Annotated in this window: 16 protein-coding genes, 1 tRNA gene and 3 pseudogenes; 9 read left to right on the top strand and 11 right to left on the bottom strand. The window is 62.7% G+C overall.

Translation table 11 applies throughout. The features are described from left to right. Positions 1-13 precede the first annotated feature (13 nt). The 6 genes from N4J17_RS09465 (at position 14) to N4J17_RS09440 (ending at position 5,276) form a co-directional block, all read left to right on the top strand. On the top strand, positions 14-1,189 hold the full coding sequence (locus N4J17_RS09465; protein WP_198321741.1) for a cation:proton antiporter: 1,176 nt from the start codon (positions 14-16) through the stop codon (positions 1,187-1,189). 47 nt (positions 1,190-1,236) lie between these two features. Next, positions 1,237-1,662, top strand: coding sequence for a hypothetical protein (locus N4J17_RS09460; protein WP_198321742.1), 426 nt, complete (start codon positions 1,237-1,239; stop codon positions 1,660-1,662). A gap of 75 nt (positions 1,663-1,737) precedes the next feature. After that, on the top strand, positions 1,738-2,673 hold the full coding sequence (msrP, locus tag N4J17_RS09455) for a protein-methionine-sulfoxide reductase catalytic subunit MsrP (RefSeq protein WP_198321743.1): 936 nt from the start codon (positions 1,738-1,740) through the stop codon (positions 2,671-2,673). A 64-nt stretch (positions 2,674-2,737) separates the two neighbouring features. Beyond that, the gene (locus tag N4J17_RS09450; RefSeq protein ID WP_277458181.1) at positions 2,738-3,331 is read left to right on the top strand and encodes a sulfite oxidase heme-binding subunit YedZ; all 594 of its coding nucleotides are present in this window, start codon (positions 2,738-2,740) and stop codon (positions 3,329-3,331) included. A 59-nt stretch (positions 3,332-3,390) separates the two neighbouring features. Continuing rightward, positions 3,391-4,743 carry a GGDEF domain-containing protein gene (locus N4J17_RS09445; protein WP_232470222.1) on the top strand — a complete coding sequence of 451 codons (1,353 nt, stop codon included), beginning with the start codon at positions 3,391-3,393 and terminating at the stop codon, positions 4,741-4,743. Positions 4,744-4,781: 38 nt separating this feature from the next. Continuing rightward, positions 4,782-5,276 carry a glutathione peroxidase gene (locus tag N4J17_RS09440; RefSeq protein WP_198321745.1) on the top strand — a complete coding sequence of 165 codons (495 nt, stop codon included), beginning with the start codon at positions 4,782-4,784 and terminating at the stop codon, positions 5,274-5,276. Here N4J17_RS09440 and N4J17_RS09435 read toward each other — a convergent pair. The 7 genes from N4J17_RS09435 to N4J17_RS09405 form a co-directional block, all read right to left on the bottom strand. Continuing rightward, positions 5,273-6,016, bottom strand: a complete 744-nt coding sequence (locus N4J17_RS09435) for a substrate-binding periplasmic protein (RefSeq protein ID WP_198321746.1) — start codon at positions 6,014-6,016, stop codon at positions 5,273-5,275. The genes N4J17_RS09440 and N4J17_RS09435 overlap by 4 nt on opposite strands. 324 nt (positions 6,017-6,340) lie before the next feature. Continuing rightward, positions 6,341-7,513: a fused response regulator/phosphatase gene (locus tag N4J17_RS09430; RefSeq protein WP_198321747.1), complete on the bottom strand. Its 1,173-nt coding sequence runs from the start codon at positions 7,511-7,513 to the stop codon at positions 6,341-6,343. After that, positions 7,506-8,567: a chemotaxis-specific protein-glutamate methyltransferase CheB gene (cheB, locus tag N4J17_RS09425; protein ID WP_198321748.1), complete on the bottom strand. Its 1,062-nt coding sequence runs from the start codon at positions 8,565-8,567 to the stop codon at positions 7,506-7,508. Before cheB ends, N4J17_RS09430 begins: the two co-directional genes overlap by 8 nt. Continuing rightward, positions 8,564-10,825, bottom strand: coding sequence for a hybrid sensor histidine kinase/response regulator (locus tag N4J17_RS09420; protein ID WP_198321749.1), 2,262 nt, complete (start codon positions 10,823-10,825; stop codon positions 8,564-8,566). The genes cheB and N4J17_RS09420 overlap by 4 nt, the downstream gene beginning before the upstream one ends. Further along, positions 10,822-11,475 carry a chemotaxis protein CheW gene (locus tag N4J17_RS09415; protein ID WP_198321750.1) on the bottom strand — a complete coding sequence of 218 codons (654 nt, stop codon included), beginning with the start codon at positions 11,473-11,475 and terminating at the stop codon, positions 10,822-10,824. The genes N4J17_RS09420 and N4J17_RS09415 overlap by 4 nt, the downstream gene beginning before the upstream one ends. Beyond that, entirely contained in the window at positions 11,472-12,725 is a 1,254-nt protein-coding gene (locus N4J17_RS09410) for a CheR family methyltransferase (RefSeq protein ID WP_198321751.1), read from the bottom strand. Before N4J17_RS09410 ends, N4J17_RS09415 begins: the two co-directional genes overlap by 4 nt. After that, complete coding sequence (locus N4J17_RS09405) at positions 12,716-13,177, bottom strand: chemotaxis protein CheW (protein WP_232470223.1); 462 nt, start codon at positions 13,175-13,177, stop codon at positions 12,716-12,718. The genes N4J17_RS09410 and N4J17_RS09405 overlap by 10 nt, the downstream gene beginning before the upstream one ends. 109 nt (positions 13,178-13,286) lie before the next feature. Here N4J17_RS09405 and yfbR point away from each other — a divergent pair, with 109 nt between their 5' ends. Beyond that, complete coding sequence (gene yfbR, locus N4J17_RS09400) at positions 13,287-13,874, top strand: 5'-deoxynucleotidase (protein WP_198321753.1); 588 nt, start codon at positions 13,287-13,289, stop codon at positions 13,872-13,874. 150 nt (positions 13,875-14,024) lie between these two features. Here yfbR and N4J17_RS09395 read toward each other — a convergent pair. Then, positions 14,025-14,589: pseudogene (locus tag N4J17_RS09395) on the bottom strand (IS5/IS1182 family transposase); the annotation flags it as partial. 58 nt (positions 14,590-14,647) lie between these two features. Then, positions 14,648-16,651, bottom strand: coding sequence for a bifunctional metallophosphatase/5'-nucleotidase (locus N4J17_RS09390; protein WP_198321755.1), 2,004 nt, complete (start codon positions 16,649-16,651; stop codon positions 14,648-14,650). Positions 16,652-17,001: 350 nt separating this feature from the next. On the opposite strand from N4J17_RS09390, the pseudogene N4J17_RS09385 reads away from it, so the two are divergent. Continuing rightward, positions 17,002-17,265: pseudogene (locus tag N4J17_RS09385) on the top strand (transposase); the annotation flags it as partial. Positions 17,266-17,272: 7 nt separating this feature from the next. Next, positions 17,273-17,544 (top strand): annotated as a pseudogene (locus tag N4J17_RS16595) (transposase); the annotation flags it as partial. Between the two features lie 480 nt (positions 17,545-18,024). Here the strand turns inward: N4J17_RS16595 and N4J17_RS09380 are convergent. Both N4J17_RS09380 and dnaQ read right to left on the bottom strand, forming a co-directional pair. After that, positions 18,025-18,112, bottom strand: a tRNA-Ser gene (locus N4J17_RS09380). An 84-nt stretch (positions 18,113-18,196) separates the two neighbouring features. Further along, positions 18,197-19,000, bottom strand: a complete 804-nt coding sequence (dnaQ, locus tag N4J17_RS09375) for a DNA polymerase III subunit epsilon (protein ID WP_198321757.1) — start codon at positions 18,998-19,000, stop codon at positions 18,197-18,199. Between the last annotated feature and the right edge of the window lie 10 nt (positions 19,001-19,010).

Raw genomic sequence — 19,010 nt, 5'->3', positions numbered from 1 at the left:
AGGAGAACCGAGGATGGAAAGCTTTAGAACCGACCTTTTGCTCATTGCACTCATGGCGATGCTCGCGCCCATGCTGGCGGAATTGCCGAAGAGCTTTCGGATACCCATCGTCGTCGCAGAGATCATTCTGGGCATCCTCGTCGGGCCGAAGGCACTGCACCTGGTGGAACCTTCCCTGGTGATCGACGCTCTGGCACACCTCGGGTTGACCTTCCTGATTTTCCTGGTCGGCATGGAAATCGATCTCGGCAAAATCGGCAGACGGCCGCTGACGACCGGGGCGCTCGGCTGGACATTGTCTTTCGCCGTCGCTATCACATGCGTATTAGTTTTCCAGGCATTGGGGCTGATCCGCCTGCCGCTGCTCCTGGCAGCCGGGGCGTTGACCACCACCGCGTTGGGTATACTCGTACCCATCCTGCGCGACTCCGGAGAAATCGATACCGATTTTGGAAAGTATGTCCTCGCTTCGGGTACCATCGGCGAACTCGGCCCGATGTTTCTGCTATCGTTCATGGCGATTCCGGGCCATGACAATTTCCTTCACACTCTGTTCGTCCTTTCTTTCCTGACGATCACTCTGATCGCAGCATACCTGGCCATCCGGGTCCGCTCGTCGCCATTGCTCGACCGCCTTGCCCGCTCCATGCAGAGTAGTGGCCAGCTTCCGGTACGTATCTGCATCGCTTTCCAGGCGCTGCTGATTCTGCTCGCCGGCAAATTCGGGCTGGACGTCGTCATGGGCGCACTTGCCTCGGGCATGGTCGTGGGTCTCGCCAGCAAAGGGCCAGGAGGTGATGTGCTGAGGTCCAAGCTCGAAGCCATCGGGTATGGCTTTCTGGTTCCCATCTTCTTCGTCACGGCCGGCATTCATTTCGATCTCGACGCCTTGTGGGCCAGTCCACTCGTACCGCTCCAAATCATGATTCTGCTGGCTTTGCTCATCCTGGTGCGCAGCATTCCTTTGTTCATTTATCGCCGCAGTCTGTCGCCCGCCGATATCGTCCCCTTCATCCTCTATTCGGCGACGGGGCTGCCACTCATCGTCGTGATCACCGAGATCGCCCTGCCGTTGGGCCTCATGTCGCCGGAACGTGCGGCCGTCTTGGTCAGCGCAGGGATGATCTCTGTGCTGGCCTTCCCCATTTTGGCCGATAGGCTACGAATGAGACTGGGCCTGTCGGCATGAGGAGTCTGAGCTGACCTGCCCCCATCTGCCATGAGGAGCGCGCGTTCATGAAAACCCCTCTCCGTTTCGCCTGCCTGGCCCTTGCCATCCTACCGTTGCAGCCGTCCTTCCCCGCTTTCGGCGCCGCTGTCCCTGAGGAATCACCGTCGATCGAGAACATCGGAGAGAAAATGAAGGAAACCGCCCGGGCGATCGGCAACTACTCTTCCCAGAAAGGGAACCAAGCCGCCGACTCCCTGAAATACGGATTCAGCGAACTGAAATCCAGGACCGGCGAACAATGGCAGCGGGTCGAGGAGGCGGCACGGAACACGTCGAAGGAAGCGCTCGATCAAACCGCGACGCAGGCGAAGCGCCTCAAGAGCGGCTCGCAGGATGCCTGGAACCATATACAGAAAGGGTTTTCCGACGCATTTTCCTCATTCCGGCGGGCTTGGGACAAAGACCGGCAGGAAGACGGCTCGAACCAATGAATAGGCCCATCGCAGCCGTGGTGGAACATGCAGTACCATCCGATCACCACTCGCCCCTGGAGCCGGGAGCCTGCCATGCGTAAAACCAGCTCATCGAGAATCCTTCCTTCCGAAATCACACCGCGGGACATGTACTACGACCGCCGCCGCTTCATGCAGGCGGCCGCCGGCGCTGCGGTCGCCGCCGCCCTCTGGCCCCATTGGCTCAGTGCGGGCGAAAAGCTGCCAGGGATCCGGAAAACTGATTATGTCCTGCCGGATGCACTAACCCCCTTCGAAGACGTCACTCATTACAACAACTTCTATGAGTTCGGAACGGACAAGGAAACGCCGTCCCGGACCGCGGCCAGCCTCAAAACCCGCCCCTGGACGGTATCCGTGGAGGGCGAAGTGCAAAAACCCAAGCTGTTCGACGTCGACGAACTCCTGAAGCTTGCCCCTCTGGAAGAACGCATCTACCGACTGCGCTGCGTCGAGGGCTGGTCCATGGTGGTGCCCTGGGTAGGGTTTCCGTTGGCCGAACTCATCAAGCGCGTCGAGCCCACAGGGAATGCCAGATTCGTCGAGTTCATCACGCTGCACGATCCGGCCCAAATGCCCGGCCAGAAGTCGTCGGTGCTGGATTGGCCCTACCGGGAGGCGCTGCGCCTGGACGAGGCCATGCACCCCTTGACGCTCCTGGTCTTCGGTCTTTACGGCGAAGTGCTGCCGAAGCAGAACGGCGCCCCGGTCCGGGTGGTGGTTCCCTGGAAATACGGGTTCAAAAGCGCCAAATCCATCGTCCGTATCCGCTTCGCCGAACAGCAGCCGGTTTCGACCTGGACCCAGGCCGTGCCCAGCGAATATGGCTTCTATGCCAACGTCAATCCGGCAGTGGACCATCCGCGCTGGAGCCAGGCGAAAGAGCGCCGGCTCGGGGAATTCTTCAAGCGGCCCACGCTGATGTTCAACGGTTACGCCGACCAGGTCGCCCACCTCTATGCCGGCATGGACCTCAAAAAATTCTTCTAGGGGAAGGAAGCGGATACGGCCCGAGGAAAATGCACTGCGGGCTGCGAAGGCCGTCGTATTTGTCGTGGCCCTCATTCCGCTGGCAAGACTTGCCGCCGGCGCCGCGCTCGGCACCCTGGGCGCCAATCCCATCGAAAAGATCATCCGGACAACCGGCTACTGGACCCTGAGTTTTCTGCTCATCACCCTCGCCGTCACACCTCTGCGCATCGTGCTGAAGCAACCCCGGCTGGTACGCCTACGCCGGATGCTGGGCTTGTTCGCGTTCTTCTATGGCACACTGCATTTCGCCGGCTATCTGGTGTTGGACCAGTTCTTCGACTGGCCGGCGATACTGAAGGACATTGCGAAACGCCCGTTCATCACGGTGGGCTTCCCTTCTTTCGTGCTGCTGATTCCCCTGGCGGTCACGTCGACCGATGCGATGATGCGCCGGCTCGGCGGCCAGTGCTGGCAGCGCCTGCACCGGCTGGTCTACGTCTCGGCCGGCGGCGGAGTGATCCACTACCTGTGGCTGGTGAAGAAGGACATCTCCGATCCTCTCAGGTTCGCCATCCTGCTCGCCGTGCTACTGGGATTTCGGGCGATCGTCCTGCTGCGCCGCCGCGTGCGGGGCTCGAATTCAGCGATGCTGTCCGATCACCGCAAAGCCGGCTAAACTTCAAGAGCCGCGACAAACCGGTCCGGCCGCCGTCGCGCCACTTCCAAAACGCCATAATGATCAGACTGACCCGTAAAGTCTTCGTCGACCTGTCGATCTGGATGATCGGCTTCGGCCTGTTGATCGGTCTGGTCTTTCCGTTTTTCACGTTGTGCCTGGGGATTCCTTCCTCGTATGTGCTGACACCCGTGTTCTTCACCGCCTGCATCGCCGCGGGATTCGCCGTGGGAGCGATGAACATCGCCCTGGCGCGTTCTGTCGTCGGCGAGCGGGCGCGCCTGTTGGCGGAACGGATGGGCTTGGTCGCGAGCCGCCTGCAAGACATGGCGCAAGGCAACACGCCCGAAAAATGCACCCCCGAACATTGCGCCATCGAGGTCGATTCCGACGACGAAATCGGCGACGGCGCCCGGGCCTTCAACCAGCTGATCCAGTCCCTGGCGCTCTCGATCGAAACCGAAACGGCGGTGCGTACGTTCACCGAGATGCTGGTCAGCGAACTCGATGTACATCAGCTCACGGAGCAGGCCTTGGCGCTCCTGCTGCAACACACCGGCGCGGACGGCGGGGCGATCCTGGTCGAAGTGGAAGGCGGCATCCGGGTCGCGGCCTCGCATGGCATCGGCAGCCCCCACACCCTGGCGAACAACGACCGCGTTCGCCACGCCCTGCGCACTGAACGCCGCCACAGGGTGAAACTGCCCGAGGATCTGCTGGTAGACGGCATGCTGGCGCAGTTCCGACCGCGGGAAGTCCTCATCGATCCCGTGCAGCACAAGGAAGTGGTATTGGGAGCGGTCGTACTGGCCAGCGGCCAAGGCTTCAGCGTCGAAGACCGGAATCGCCTGGACGTCTTCGAACGAGGACTCGCGCTGGCATTGCACAACGCGATCCTGTACGACAGGCTGCAGACTCTGGCGGCGCTTGATCCCCTCACCGGCACCTACAACCGCCGGTTCGGAGTGGCCCGGCTGCGAGAGGAGTTCCAGCGCGCGGTCCGGCTGAACCTGCCGCTTGGCCTCCTGATGTTCGACATCGATTATTTCAAGCGGATCAACGACACCTATGGCCATCTGGCCGGCGACCGAGTGCTCGCCCGCGTCGCCAAGACCGCGCGCTCCGTCCTACGGGAGGGCGACGTCCTGATCCGCTACGGCGGGGAGGAATTCATCGCGGTCCTGCCGGCCGCCTCCCGACCCGACCTCGAATACGTGGGCGAGCGGCTGCGCCACATGGTGGACGACCTCGTCGTGGTGGATGGCGACCAGTCGATACGCGTGACCGTAAGCATCGGGGCGACCGCCTACCCCGACACCGAGGTGGAAGACGAAACCGCCCTGGTCGATCGAGCCGACAAGGCGCTCTATGCCGCGAAAACGGGCGGGCGCAACCGTCTGGTCATCAGCTGATACCGCTTTCCCCTCCTCTTGCGACAGGATTCAAACACATGAACATCTACGACTTCGAAGTCTGCACCCTGGAGGGCGAAGCCGTTCGCCTGGACAGCTACCGCGGGAAGGTTCTTCTGATCGTCAACGTCGCCAGCCGCTGCGGCTTCACCCCCCAGTACGCCGGCCTCGAGGCACTGTACCGGCGCCACCGCGACGACGGCTTGGTGGTGCTGGCCTTCCCCTGCAACCAGTTCGGCGGCCAGGAGCCGGGCAGCGAGGCGGAAATCCGCCAGTTCTGTTCGAGCCGGTACCAAGTGAGCTTCCCGCTGTTCGCAAAGATCGAGGTGAACGGCGAGCACACCCACCCGCTTTATGCCTATCTCAAGTCGGCGCAACCGGGACTGCTCGGCAGCGAAGCCATCAAATGGAATTTCACTAAATTCCTGGTCGGACGCAACGGCGAAGTGCTCAGGCGCTACGCCCCCAACACTTCGCCGGAGAGTATCGAACCCGACCTTTTGCCGCTGCTGGCCGAGCGGAGCGGAGGCTAAGGCCGATAATCATGGGCATCCAGAATGCGGCCGTAGGTGCCGTCGTTCTTCATCGCCTTGAGTGCCCGGTTGAAGTCGCCGACGATCCGGGCGTGATTGGGATTGGCACGGCTGACGGCGATGTGGAGCTGCTCCAGCCCGACCGGCCGCGGCAGGAATTCCAGGCGGTTCTCGCTTTCGGGCAGGTATTTCTTCGCCGTATATTCCAGCACGTGCTTGTCGTCGATCACCAGGTCGCATTGACCCTCCACCAGTTCGGTCAGCGCCTCGACGAGGGTGTCGTTGGCGATCTTCAACAAGCCGCCCGCACGGAGAAATCCGGAAGGATAGCCGTAATCCTTCACCATGCCGATTCGCAGTCCCCGGATATCGCCGTAATCCTCGAACTCGATATCGGTCCATTTACGCTTGACGAAGCGGACATCGTTGACGAGGTAAGGATCGCTGTAGTCGAGATACCGGGCACGTTCATCGGTGTACCAGATGTTCGCGACCACGTCGTAGACGCCGATGCTGGCCCCTTCCAGGTCGCGCGACCAGTCGTCCACCGTGAGTTGCGTGGTGTAGCCGGCGCGGGAAAACACGGCGGACACCAAATCGATGGCCAGACCGCCCCCCGCGGCGGTTGGATCGACATACGGCGGCCACTCGTCCGCCACCATGCGCAATTGCTCGGCCCTGGCCGCCAGGGCCAAGAACAACAGTATCGCGGCCAGGCTCGCCTTCGGCAGTTTCGACATCTCAGGACTCCGCTCCTCGATGAAATTCGTGGGTGGCACGATGCCGGCGGCGGAAGGGAAACGCCCCCTGTAACCGGCCCGTTCGGTCCGGAAGTGTAGAGAGAGTCGGCGCCGAAATCGAGCCATTCGAATCCCCCATACTCATTAACCCCACATTCGCACATTGAGGGTTATCTCCGAGAGCCTGCAGGATAATACGGTCACACACCGGATGAGCCTGCGGCAGCTTCCGAACCGTAATGATTTCACGCCGGATCTTAATACAGTGTCGGGTCAGACACTGAGCGCGGCGCGGGGAATCGAAGGGAAGCCGGAGCCTTTGTATCAGTCGAATTTCAGTTCCAATACCGAAACGTCGTCTTCGAACTCGGCGCCGTCCTGGATGGCCCGCATCGCCGCCAGCAGCTCCCGTGGACCACCGCCGAGCGAAACCACCGACGCGAGCCGGTCCACGAACTCGCCGAACGTAAACTCCTCCCCGCCGGGACGCGTGACTTCGTAAATCCCGTCGCTGAACAGATAGACCGTGGCAGCCTGCGGCAAGCGGAACTCCCCAGTGGGAAACGAAACATCGGCCATGACGCCAATGGGCATGGCTTGCTGCCGCAGCTCGACGGGCTCGCTGCCGGGTGCAAAGACGATCGCTGGGGGATGTCCGGCGCTGGCATAGCGCATCGTGCGGGTGGCCCGTTCGAACACCCCGTACCAGAGCGTGAAATACAGCAGATTGTGCTTTTCCATGGCAAAGGCTTCGTTGAGCGCGGCCAGCACGGCAGCCGGGTCCAGGAAATCCACCTCCGGCAGCGTACGCCGGCTGATGGCCGCCATGGCCGACACCGAAAGCAGGGCCGGCCCTACGCCATGGCCACAGACATCGAGGAGAAAAAACGCGAAATGGCCGGGATCGACGTCGAAGTAGCCGAAGGAGTCCCCTCCCAGCGTGGTGGAGGGCACGAACTCCCAGGCGCTGCGGATGGGCCCCGATGCGATCGGCACCGGCAGTTGCGAGCGCACATAGCTCGCCGCTTCGTGCAGCTCCGCCGCCAGCGCGCCATAGGCTTCGTCGCGCTGCAGCTGGGCGATGTAGGCATTGGAGTGGTAACGCAGGCGGGCGATCAACTCGATGCGGTCGGGCAGCTTGACCAGGTAGTCGTTCGCGCCGCGCGCAAAAGCTTCGGCCTTCACCGCCGGCTCCTCCTTGCTCGACAGCATGATCAGCGGGATGTTGCGGGAAGCCGGATGCGCCCGGAACCGCACCACCAGATCGAGGCCGTCCACGTCCGGCATCACCAGGTCCTGGAGAATGATGGTGGGCCGTACCCGCTCGGCTTCCGCCAGCGCCCGGGTCGGATCGCTCAGGAAATGGAACTCAATGTCCGTCTCGTCCTTCAGCAGACGGCGGACGGCTTCGCCGATGATCTTCTGGTCGTCGATCAGTAGCACGACGACGGGGTGGGCGACCGCGAGCGCCGCGGCCCCCCCTTTGTCTTCACTCATCAGAAGCTCCCTGGGAAATTCGTCCCGATTGCATCAACGAACGTATGTGCCGCACCACGGCGGGCGCGATCCGATCCAGAGGCAGCACGGCACTGGCCGCTTGCTGCCGGACCGCGGCTCCCGGCATACCCCAGATGACGCTGGTGTTCTCGTCCTGGGCGATCGTCATCATGCCCGCACGCCGCAAAGCCAGCAGACCCGCTGCGCCGTCCCTGCCCATCCCCGTCAGCAGCACCCCGCAACCGGCCAGGCCGGGGAGAACGGCGAGGCTTTCGAACAGCCGGTCCACCGACGGGCAATGATGGGTCTCGTCCCCGGCTTCGAGGTAATGGAGCCACAGCCGAGCGTCCAGCACCATGTGCGCCTCACGAGCGGCAAGGAACACCGTGGCCGGCCTGATCCGCTCCGGCCGTGCCAGCAGCCGGACTTCCAGCGGCGTCTGGCGCGACAGCCAGTGCGCCAGGTTGCCGGCGAAGCGCGCGTCCAGATGCTGCACCACCAGCACGGCAGCGGGAAAATCGGCTGGAAGTCCGGCAAGAACCACGCCGAGCGCGTGGGGTCCGCCGGTCGAGGAGCCGATCGCTACCACCGGCAGACTCGCGCCGCCCGAGGGCTGCCAAAACGCCGGCTTTCCCGCGGATGCCCCATAGGACCGCGCGGCCATCAAAGCCCCCACGGTCGCGATCTTGCGTAACAGCTCGCCGGTGCCGGTGACTTCCTCGCCATGCTTCATCCTTCGCGGCGTCTCGACCGCATCCAGCGCGCCCGCCGCAATGGCCTCGTATACGAGGGTGAAGGCACCGGCGATCGTCGCCGTCACCACCAGGATGGGACACGGCGTCGTGGCCATGATGCAGCGCGTGGCTTCGACACCGTCCATGGCCGGCAGATGCATTGCCATCAGAATCAGATCCGGCCTATCGGCGGCGCAGCGGGCCACGGCGTCGTTCCCATCGAGGGCAGTCCAGCAGACCTCCAGACCGGCCTCCCGCTCGATCACGCCGCGCAGGATCTCGATCGCGTGGCGATCGGCGTTGACGATGGCGATCCTCAAACCACGGCCTCGCCAATCAGTTCCCGCACTGCCCGGATCAGCGTGTCGTCACGGAATCCGCTCTTGGTGAGGTAATAGTCCGCGCCCGCTTCCAGTCCTGCCATCCGGTCTTCCTCCCTGTCCTTGTATGAAACGATCATCACGGGCAGCCGCTCGAAACGGGCATCGGAGCGTATCCGCCGCACCAGCTCGATGCCGTTCATCCGCGGCATATCGATGTCGCTCACGATCAGATCGTAGCGACCCAACCCCAGCGCATTCCATCCCTCCATGCCGTCGACCGCCACATCCACCTCGTAGCCCTGATTTTCGAGCAGCCGCCGCTCGAGTTCGCGTACGGTGATGGAATCGTCCACCACCAGGATCCTGCGGACACGCTGGCGTTCCGGCACCGCCCCCTTCCGCCGCCCAACCGCCAGGCCGCCCGACAGCATCGAGGCGATGGACCGAAACAGGTCGTCCACGTCGAGAATCAGTACCGGCATACCGTCTTCCGCGACCGCAACGGCACTGACGTGCGGAATCTTGCCGAATCGCGTATCCAGGGGCCTGACCACCAGCTCGGATTCCCCGAGAAAGCCATCGACTTCGATGGCATAGGATTCCCCTTGGTCCATCAGGACCACCGCGTGGATGCGGTCCGCCGTCGTATCCGGAATAGCCATTCCCAGCAGTTCGCGGGCAGCGACGAGCGCCAGGTTCGCGCCGTTGGCGACGAAATAGCTTCGACCCTCGATGGTCTTGAGTTCGGCGGGTTCAAGTGCCGCCAGGTAACCGATGCGCGCCAGGGGAAAGGCATAAGGTTCGCCACCGAGCCGCACGAGCAGGGCGCGGAGCACCGAACGGGTCACCGGAAGCTGGAGCCGGAACACCGTACCGCGGCCGGCCTCCGACTCGACCGATACCGACCCGCCTTCGGCGTGCACCATGGACTGCACCACGTCCAGGCCCACGCCGCGGCCCGATACTCGGCTGGTCATGTCACGCGTCGACAATCCCGGCAGAAACAGGAAATCGAACAGCTCCGCGTCGGTCATCTGGATCGCCAGTGCCGCCGTGGTCAGGTTGCGTTCGACGATCTTCCGCCGGAGCCGCTCGCGGTCCACGCCGCGACCGTCGTCACTCACCGTAATGAGCAGCAAACCGGCGTGATGACGTGCCTCCAGCCGCAGATTGCCGGCGGCCGGCTTCCCCCCCGCCCGTCGTTCCTCAGGCGGCTCCAGGCCATGATCCAGCGCGTTCCGGAGCAGATGGCCGAGCGGCGCCTCCAGCTTGGCCAGAATATCGCGGTCGACCCGAGTAGTGCCGCCCCTGATTTCAAAATGCACCTGTTTGCCGAGTTCCCGGGCCAGATCGCGAACGAGGCGCGGAAACGAACGCGTCCCCTCCTCGAAAGGACGCATCCGGCCGGCCACCAACTCCCTGAACTGGGACTCGGCGGCCGACGCCGCGCGCCGTGCATGGGCATCCAGCGCCTCGAGGGTCCGACCCAGTCCGGCGCACACCTCGTCCAGCAGGCGGAGTGCGTTCCCGCCCGGATCCTCTTTCTGCAGCAAGGCCGCCAGCCGACCGAGGCCATGGCGGGTGGTTTCCAGGCCGGCGAGCGTGTCCTCCATGCGGTGCGCTTCCACCAGTGATTCGGAGGCCAGACTGATGAGGCGGTTGAGCACCTCGGCGCTGATCTTGATGGAGCGGTCCGGCGTCCCGGCGGCCGAAGGTTCTGCTCCCGGCGCGGGCACCGCCAAGGCTTCCGTTTCGGCAGAGGGCGCCGCGATTTCAGCTCCACTGCTCTTTGAATCGGCCATCGGCTCCAGATCCGACGCCGCAGCTTCCACCCTGGAAGTACCAGCGGCCATGGCCGCTGGCACCTGATCGAGATGCCGCAGGCGGCGCTCCAGATCGTCCGCCGAATCCGCCTGCGCCACCAGCCAGGCTGGCAGATCCGGCTCGTCCACCTGCGCCAGGGCGACGATCCAGTCTACGCCCTCGAGCAGCACATCGACCCGCGCCGGAGTCAACGCCAGCCTGCCTTCTTTGGCCGCCAGCAGTCCGTCTTCCATCGCGTGGGCGATGCCGACCGCCGCATCCAGCCCCAAAACTCGTGCCGCTCCTTTGAGCGAATGGGCGGCGCGCATGAGGGGTTCGATCTCCCCGGTGCCGGCCGGCCCTGCTTCCAACGCGATCAGGCCCGCGGTCAGGACGCCCGCATGGGTATCGACCTCCTCCCGGAACAAATCCAGCAGGGCGAAATCGCTCATCGCAGCCTGGCCTCCAGTGCGGCGGACAGACGTTCGGCGTCCAGCACCGCTATGCTGCCCACTGCATGCCTTACCAACCACCGGGTGTAAGCGTCGACGGCCTTGCCGACCGTCACGGGCGGCCTGCCCGCCTCGTCCAGGACCAGACGCCGCAGCCCCAGGATGGCGCCGACCGGAAACACCAGCCGACGCCCCTCCCCGCCGCAGACCAAGACCCGTTCGGTTGCGGAATCGACTCCGCTGCCGATCCCCAGGACGGCAGCGAGGGAAAAATACGGAATCAGCTCGCCGCGCACGCTCATAATGCCCAGGAACTCCTTCCCGCTGCGATGCGGAACGCTCCGCCAGGGTCCCGGCGCGATGCCCTCCCGCACCCACTCCGCAGGCAACGCGAACCATTCCGCCCCCAGCCGGAAGACCACCAACGACGTCCGTTCCGCGGTATCCTCGTCCGGCACGGCCGAAAGCTGTTCAGTCCAGCGGTCGATGCTGTCCTCGGTAGGCGGGCGGTCGAACAACGCCCGGCCCGCGGTCTGATAAACGCCGCAACTGCGGCAGTGGATCACCTCGGCGAGGCGGGAGCATTCCCGGCTGCCGTAGATGCCGATCCGGTTCCAGCAGTTTCCCTCTGGGGTTCCGGTCTCCATCATGACCCACCCTCGGCGGCGGAACGGTTGCGGAAGTGGCGGGCACGCTCTCCATCGCCGCGCCGCTCGTAAAGAGCGGCCAGATGCAGCAGGCTTTCACTGTGGGAGGGGGCCAGATAAAGCGCCTGGCGGAAATATTTCAGCGCGTCGTCCTCCCGGTTGGCGGCGGACATAACGATCCCGAGCAGGGCATGGACCTCCGGATCATCCGGGTGGGATGCCAGATAGCCGAGACAGAGGCGCTCCGCAGCCGTGTAGTCCCCCCCGTCCGCCAGGGCGCGCGCAGTGCTCAGTCTCCCGCCGTCGGCCAAAGGCACGGCGCATGCGATTTCCTCGGCGCCGAGGGAGAGAACCGGCCCCGCAGGCCGGCTCCCGCCACCGGCGCCACACTTGGCGGCCTCGACGGGCACCAACCTGGAGGGAGATGTGGGAAGGATCTTCGCTCCGGTCACGTCCTGCCGTATCCAGGAGAACGCTCCGGCCGCGCCGTGGCGCCGGAAACCCCACTCGAATCCACCGATGCCGTCGGCATGCCCCAGCACCAGCAACCCGCCCGGATCGAGCACCTCATGGCAGCGCGCAATGACCCGCGCCCTGAGATCGGCCTTCAAATAGATGAGCACGTTGCGGCAAAACACCGCCTGGCAGCGCCGGCCGCCGTCGCCCCAGCCCGCCTCGCCCAGGTGGACGACCCGGAACTCGACATCGCCGCGCAGCGCGTCCTTCACACGGTAGCGGCCGTCACCGAGTTCATCGAAATAGCGGCTGCGCCAGGCGCCGTCCCCCGGCCTCCGGAACGAGCGCCCGCCGTAGATTCCCGCCCTGGCCGCCTCGATGGCCCTGGCGCTGATGTCCAGCGCTTCGACCCGGAAGTCCCCGTTCTCCATCCCGGCCTCCCGCAGCGCGATGACGATGGACCAGGGTTCCTCCCCCGTCGAACAGCCCAGGCTAAGGACCCGGAACGGCCCGGTCCGCCGTTCCAGACGGTGCTGGGCGGCGGCTGCGACCAGCGCATCGAAACCCGGCGCCTCCCGGAAAAACCAGGTTTCCGGTACCAGGACCGCCTCCAGCAGACGCGCCCGTTCATCTGCATCCGCCGCCAACCTCGCCGGGTAGGTTGCGGCGGTACAGCCGGCGGCAGCGAGCCGCCGTTTCAAGGCGGATACGACGGCGGCCTCACCCAAGGCGCACGGCTCGAATCCGGCCGCCGCCAGCCAGTGCCACAACCCACCGATCTCGCCATTCAGCCGCACCGGTCCACCTCGGCACACAACTGGGCCAGTTCCTCCGTCACCAGCGGCTGCCAGCGGACGAGCTGCAGCAGAACCCGCTCCAACCCGACCACCTCGCCCAGCCACTCGGCGCCAGGTATGCTGACCCCAGTCTCGCGGAGCGTGTACCGATCGACGGCCTCCGTATCCGTCACCCGCTCGGCCAGCAGCCCCAGGACGGGTCTGGACTCCGAGTCCTGGGCATTCCCGACCAGGAGCAGACGCGTGCTGAGGACGCGGCGGGCGGGCTGCCCCGCGATCAGCAGGCTCAGATCGACGGCCGGCAAAACGCTACCGCGATAACGAAAGACACCCGCCACCCAGGCCGGCGCCTGCGGCAGCGGACGCAGCCTCGGTACTTGCGCCACCGTGAAGACATCGACGGCGGGCAGTGCATAATGCTCACCGCCGATCTGGAAGGGTACGAGCAACATAGACTGAAGATCATACCGGCCCACGCCTTTTTCTGCATGCCGCGATCTTCGGCCACACCGGCGCCCTCCCCCCAGGCCGGCTTCACGACTCCCTGGAATCAGCAAGCCCATGAACCAAAGTCCGTTTTTCGCCCACCTCGGCCGCCTGCGCTGGATCAAGCGCTGGGGCCTCATGCGCAACGCCTACGAAGAAAACGTCATGGAGCATGGCTGGGAAGTGGCCGTCATCGCCCATGCCTTGGCAGTGATCCGCGGCGAAATCTTCCGCCGGCCGGTGGATGCCGACCGGGTCGCGGCCGCCGCGCTTTACCACGACGTTAGCGAAGCCATCACCGGAGACCTCCCCACGCCGATCAAATACCATTCCCCCGCCATCCGCGACGCCTATAAGGACCTGGAGCAAAAAGCCTCCCGGGAACTACTCGCCCTGCTGCCGGAAGCATTGCAATCAGCCTACGCCAGGATGCTGCTGCCCGACGAAATCCCCGAGGAAGTCCAGGTCCTGATCAAAGCGGCCGACCGCATCGCCGCCTACCTGAAATGCTGTGCCGAACGGCGCGCCGGCAACACCGAATTCGTCAATGCGGAAGAGGAAATCCGCGAAAAAATCCGGCAACTGGGGTTGCCGGAAGTCGACTATTTCATGGCCGTATTCGTGCCCGGCTATGAACTGACGCTGGACCGGCTGGTGCTCTGAGTATTTGTCATTACGCGCCGCGTAGATCCCTTTCCATGCCATCGATACCGTCGCTGATGGCGCTGCGTCCAAGCTCCGCCACCGATGCGGCACCTTGCGGCGGCGATTCGAAATCGATGGTCCAAACCACGATCCCTAAGCCATCGTAAGACTGGACGTGCCGGTCTCGATCCGGCGGATGAGCTTGTATGTGTTGTCGACGCTGATCGAGAGCTTGTAGCCGAACGTGGTTCTTGGTCCAGGTGGCAGCCGAGTCCTTCCGGCGGCGCTTGGCCGGCTTTCCGTTGGCGGGCATCGTAACTTGCTCGCTCAATGCCCTTTCGGCTCGGCCGTTGTGCGGCTTGGGGGGCCGGCACCAAGGCCGTCGAGAAGCTGACCGCCGGGCGCGATGAAACCCTTCTTGAGCAACTGCGCCAAGACGCCATCGAACAGAGCCTTCGCCCCGGCCTCACCGATCCAGTTTTCGAGGGTCCGCACATAATGCGGTCCGGAACGGCGATGGCATTGGCCGGGCCACAGAAGCGCTGGCAGCTCATGCGGTCGAGCAGCGGGTACTCCGGCTGTTCGACCGTGGTTGCCAACGCCGCAAAGTTAACGGCCGATCGCTGTCGACCCGTGGGTCACCCAACAAGTTGCGCTTGTTGCGATGATGCGCACTGGCGAACAGGTCGGTCTTGATGGCGCGACGTGGTTTCCTCGGGGCAAGCTGAAGCAGGGTTCAGAACGGCGTGATTTTGCCAAGAACGGGTGTACGGAGGTTTTTCGAGGTGCCCTTACGACATTGGACAGGTTTCACGCGTCGCACCCTCCAATGGCTGGACGATTTTGAATGGATATGTATTCAATCGTGGGAGGCGTGTGACTTTGATTCGATTTAGCGACAAATTGTTGGACGTTACTTTGCCAGACAAAGGAACTTGCAAATATTTCACCACTGCCTCGGTGATATCGAGAAAAGTACGGTTGTCTGGAATTGGCTGACCAGGAACCAAATCGACTACATGAAGGTCATGTGTGACCATTTGGATCAACCGACCTTTACATGACTTACAGTTATTGATGGTGGTTGGGTCGTCCGCATACCAATATCCGGCAACTTTGTATCCTGGGCTCCCGCTTTTACATTGCCCACTTTTTTCATCGTAGGCATCCAACGCATTCACAGGGACGCCATTGACTTTGATATTGGTAGCGCGCTCTACCGGCATCCCGGGAATGCCGAAACCTCCGCAGGCGTCGAGATCATAAGTTACACCACTGTAAGCAAACATCCAGCCACCCTGCCAACGCCTGGAATCCGGATGGAATACTCCAGCGGTTGAATTCTCTATTTGCGTCTTCAGATCCGCCCCGCAGGCTTTTTGGGATCTACCGAGTTTTGCCGCTATAGGAACATAGTGATAGATATCTTCCATTGTTATGGGTTGACCAGCAGGAATGTGCGTTCCATAGCGAAATCCTCGGAGAGTCGCCACATCGGCACCGGCAGCCCAACGCATTGCATCCGCGATCAAGTCGTGGGAGGAGCCTTCGACGACCGCCGGCATATCTTCGTCCACAAAGTTGGAGCGATGCAAATTGACCTGACTGTACGCAATAACTTCGTCAACCGGGTGTAACAGCGTGCTGGTATTGCCTCCCACAGTCACGCTTTGACCCGCCACAAAGCTCGCCTTGAGGAACGGCCTGCGAACCTCGGCCACTTTGGCAGCTATGCCCTTATCTTCCATGATAGCCGCGCTAACGATGTGCGGAGTCCAGTGCCAATCGGCAACCTTTCCGTTCTTCACATTGAGCTGAAGTTCGCCGATCATGGTGCCATCCTGCCCTTCCTCAAACAGAAGCGTACTCGGTGCACGGACGTGGCGGACGATGATGGGGCGAGTTGTCTTTTCGTGCATGTCGGAATTCAGGACCACATCGACGCCTGGGTTCATTTCAACGAGCTTGATATCCCTGGACAGTTCCAGCTCGGATATCATGACCAACAGGTCCACTTTTTCCCGCTTCCGCAGGACGTCAACGTAGCAGGGCAACTCGATTTCGGCATCACTGAATTGGTAACCTGCGGTGACTTTCGGACCTATGGCAGCGACGGCGCGTGCGGTCGTAAACCCTAGCAATCCCACCTTGACCTCCCCGACCCGCTTGATGGCATAAGGGGGGAGCACGCGCTTGAGCTTGCGGACGGTGCCTTGAGCATCTTCGCCTGTAATGCCGCACTCGGTCGCGTCGTCAAATTGATTCGTGTAGTAGAGATTGGATGCCAGGGCGTTCCAGGGCGCCAGAGGCGCTTGTTCGCCCCTCCCTTTGAAAACCTCTTCAAACCGCGCGGTGCCATAGAGAAAATCCCAGTTCCCGGGCGCATGTGCGTCTATTTTGAAAAGGTTCAACACATCGATCATCGCTTGGCCGCGTGTAAACAGGGCCTCGCCTGAACCCTGCAATGTATCGCCTGTGTTGATAAGCAAAGACCTGTTCACCTTCCCTTGCCTCGCCTTAGAGCGGATCTGCTGAATAAGCGTGTACATGCGTGCCAAGCCGCCTTCTGTACCGCCAACAGCATCGCTGCGGACATTCGGACGGGGCACGAGGTGTCCATGGATATCACCGGTATGGATCAAGAAAACCTGACCGCTCCCTGCCAACGTAAGCGGCGCGAATATCGAAACCACCATGCCGAGCGTGAACGCAATCATCTCTTTTGCAACCGGGAGGTTTGACACTTCGATTCTCCTTAACGTGGATTTAACGTGAAACGACGCGAAGCGTTTCATGGGCCCCCGCTCCCGCAAGCAGGAGAAGGCGAGCTGACGGAAGCGATCCCGCCAAAGCCACTGCGCTCATGCGCTACCCCAGAATCGCATCCTCCGGGAGCAAAATGTGCAACTCAGCGTTCCTGTCGATTTTTCATCTTCCGGGGCGGCGGCTCACGATGATCGTTACTTTTGGATGATGCCTCTGCGCCACCGCACCGTTCGCCCCAACTATGCGGCTTCTGAGACGGAACGAGCGAGTTTATTAGAATATTACCTAATTCTAACCATCATATGTCAAGAAAGTGGGCGAATCTCGCTAAACCGATTGATATAAAAGGCTTCGTATGAGGCCTAAACGAGACCGCCCAATGTGTGACTCTATCGCGACCCAGCTCCGTTTTCCCACCGTCGCCGGCTTCACCGTCCGTGCCGGCTTCGAAGTCGGCGCGGTGTCCAGCGATTTCGGCGCCGTCCTCCTGCAGGGCATGGCTCGGCGGACCGGGTTGATAGCCCGCTTGGCCTGGGCCATTCAGGATCGCCGGCACCCTTCCTACATCGCCCACAGCTTGGCTGGCCTCCTGCGTGAGCGTGTTTACCACACCGCCTGCGGCTACGCCGACGGCAACCACGCCACACAGCCTGCGCCTGTTCTATGCCTGTGCCGCCTACAGCTTGAGCCACAGCACACAGGACAACCCCCTGTGCCGACACGGAACCGGCCAAGGCAGCAGCCCATGACCCTCATCCTGAAGCTGTTCAAGCTGGCGGTACGGGTGGTGCAGTACAAGGACCGGATCAAGTTGCACTTGCCGAGCACCTTTCCGGTGAAGAAGCTGTTGCACCGGCTCACTGACCCGCAGGGCAGCAAAGTTGAATTACTCTGCCTCGTCCGACCACCGGCCAGGGTCTGAAGCGCGCCGTCACCCTCAACCGAGGAGGATCCGGCAGGACTCGGCGGGTGGATTGCGTCTAATGTGTGGAATTCCGGCCCGCGGTGAAATGAGGCAGGTCGATTGGCTGCCCATGCCTCTGGGGGCGTTGGGTCAGTTCGGTGGATTGAAAGAATAGGCGGTTGACCAGTCTATCGGGCGCAGGGGGTGTTTTATGAAATATCCGGCTTAGTCCGACGGGCTGCTGGGCGGCAGCCACGTCAATCCCGAGAACGGCGCCGGCATGCCCACCGGCCGGTCCTATGGGTATTCCCCAAAAGCCGTTCTGCCCCCCTTGGCGGGTGGATGCCGCTAATTTCGAGCGCAAGGCCCGTGAGTTGCTTGCGAACATCGGTGGATGGGAAGCCAAAGAGGCTTGCATGCCGTAGCTGCCCCTGAACAACAAAAAACCCGCTAAGCTACATCGCTCACGGGTTTCCTGGACTTCATTGGGAGTTCAATTGGCGGAAGCGGTGAGATTCGAACTCACGAACGGTTTCCCGTTGCCGGTTTTCAAGACCGGTGCCTTCAACCACTCGGCCACGCTTCCATTAAAGGCAAGAATCGGAATTTGCGGTTTACCAGTAGCCGCTCCGATCAGGCGGAGTAGGATACCCGATGCCGTAGCCGCGCGCTAGCGGGACCACAAGCAGGCGCCGGAGCTCGCTTTGGCGATGGCGTCCAGGCGGGCGGCGTGGGCTTCGGCCTCTTCGGGCGTGCTGCGGATGACCCGCAGCCGCGGGCGGGCGGTGTCGACCGACCTAGGCGCGGCTTGCTCCCGGTCGACGGAATTTGCCCTGAGCGGCCCGGGTTGAGCATGGTCGAAGCCAGTAGAGGAGTTCACGGCAAGCCGTTCGAACCGCCCATCGGACCCACGAGTGCCCCCGGACTCAGCGTCGGCCTCTAGCAGCATGGCGATCTGTCCGCCGGTCATCGCCAGATAAACGTCGGCGAGGATTTCGGCGTCGAGCAAGGCGCCGTGCAGTTCCCGGCGGCTGTTGTCGACGTTGTAGCGCTTGCACAGAGCATCCAGGCTGTTGCGCTGGCCGGGATGGTTCTTGCGTGCCATCGCCAGGGTATCGCAGATGCCGCAGTAGTCAGCGATCCGGCCCCGGCTTTCACTCAGGAGCGAGAGTTCATGGTCGAGGAAGCCGACGTCGAAGGCGGCGTTGTGGATGATGAGTTCGGCCCCGCTGATGAAGTTCAGGAAATCGTCCGCGATGTTCCTGAATACCGGCATACTGGCCAGGAACTCATTGGTCAGGCCGTGTACTTCGATCGCGCCGGCGTCGATTTCCCGTTCGGGGTTGATATAGACGTGGAAGCGGTTCTGCGTGATCCGCCGGTCGAGCAGCTCCACGCAGCCGATTTCAATGATGCGGTGGCCGGCCTTGGGATCGAGGCCGGTGGTTTCGGTATCCAGGACGATTTGGCGCATTGTCAGTCTT

Origin of the sequence: Methylococcus capsulatus (genome assembly GCF_036864975.1) — a bacterium.
Taxonomy (GTDB): Bacteria; Pseudomonadota; Gammaproteobacteria; order Methylococcales; family Methylococcaceae; genus Methylococcus.
Note: the sequence above shows the minus strand (reverse complement) of the source record. Positions and strands in the feature narration are given on the sequence as shown.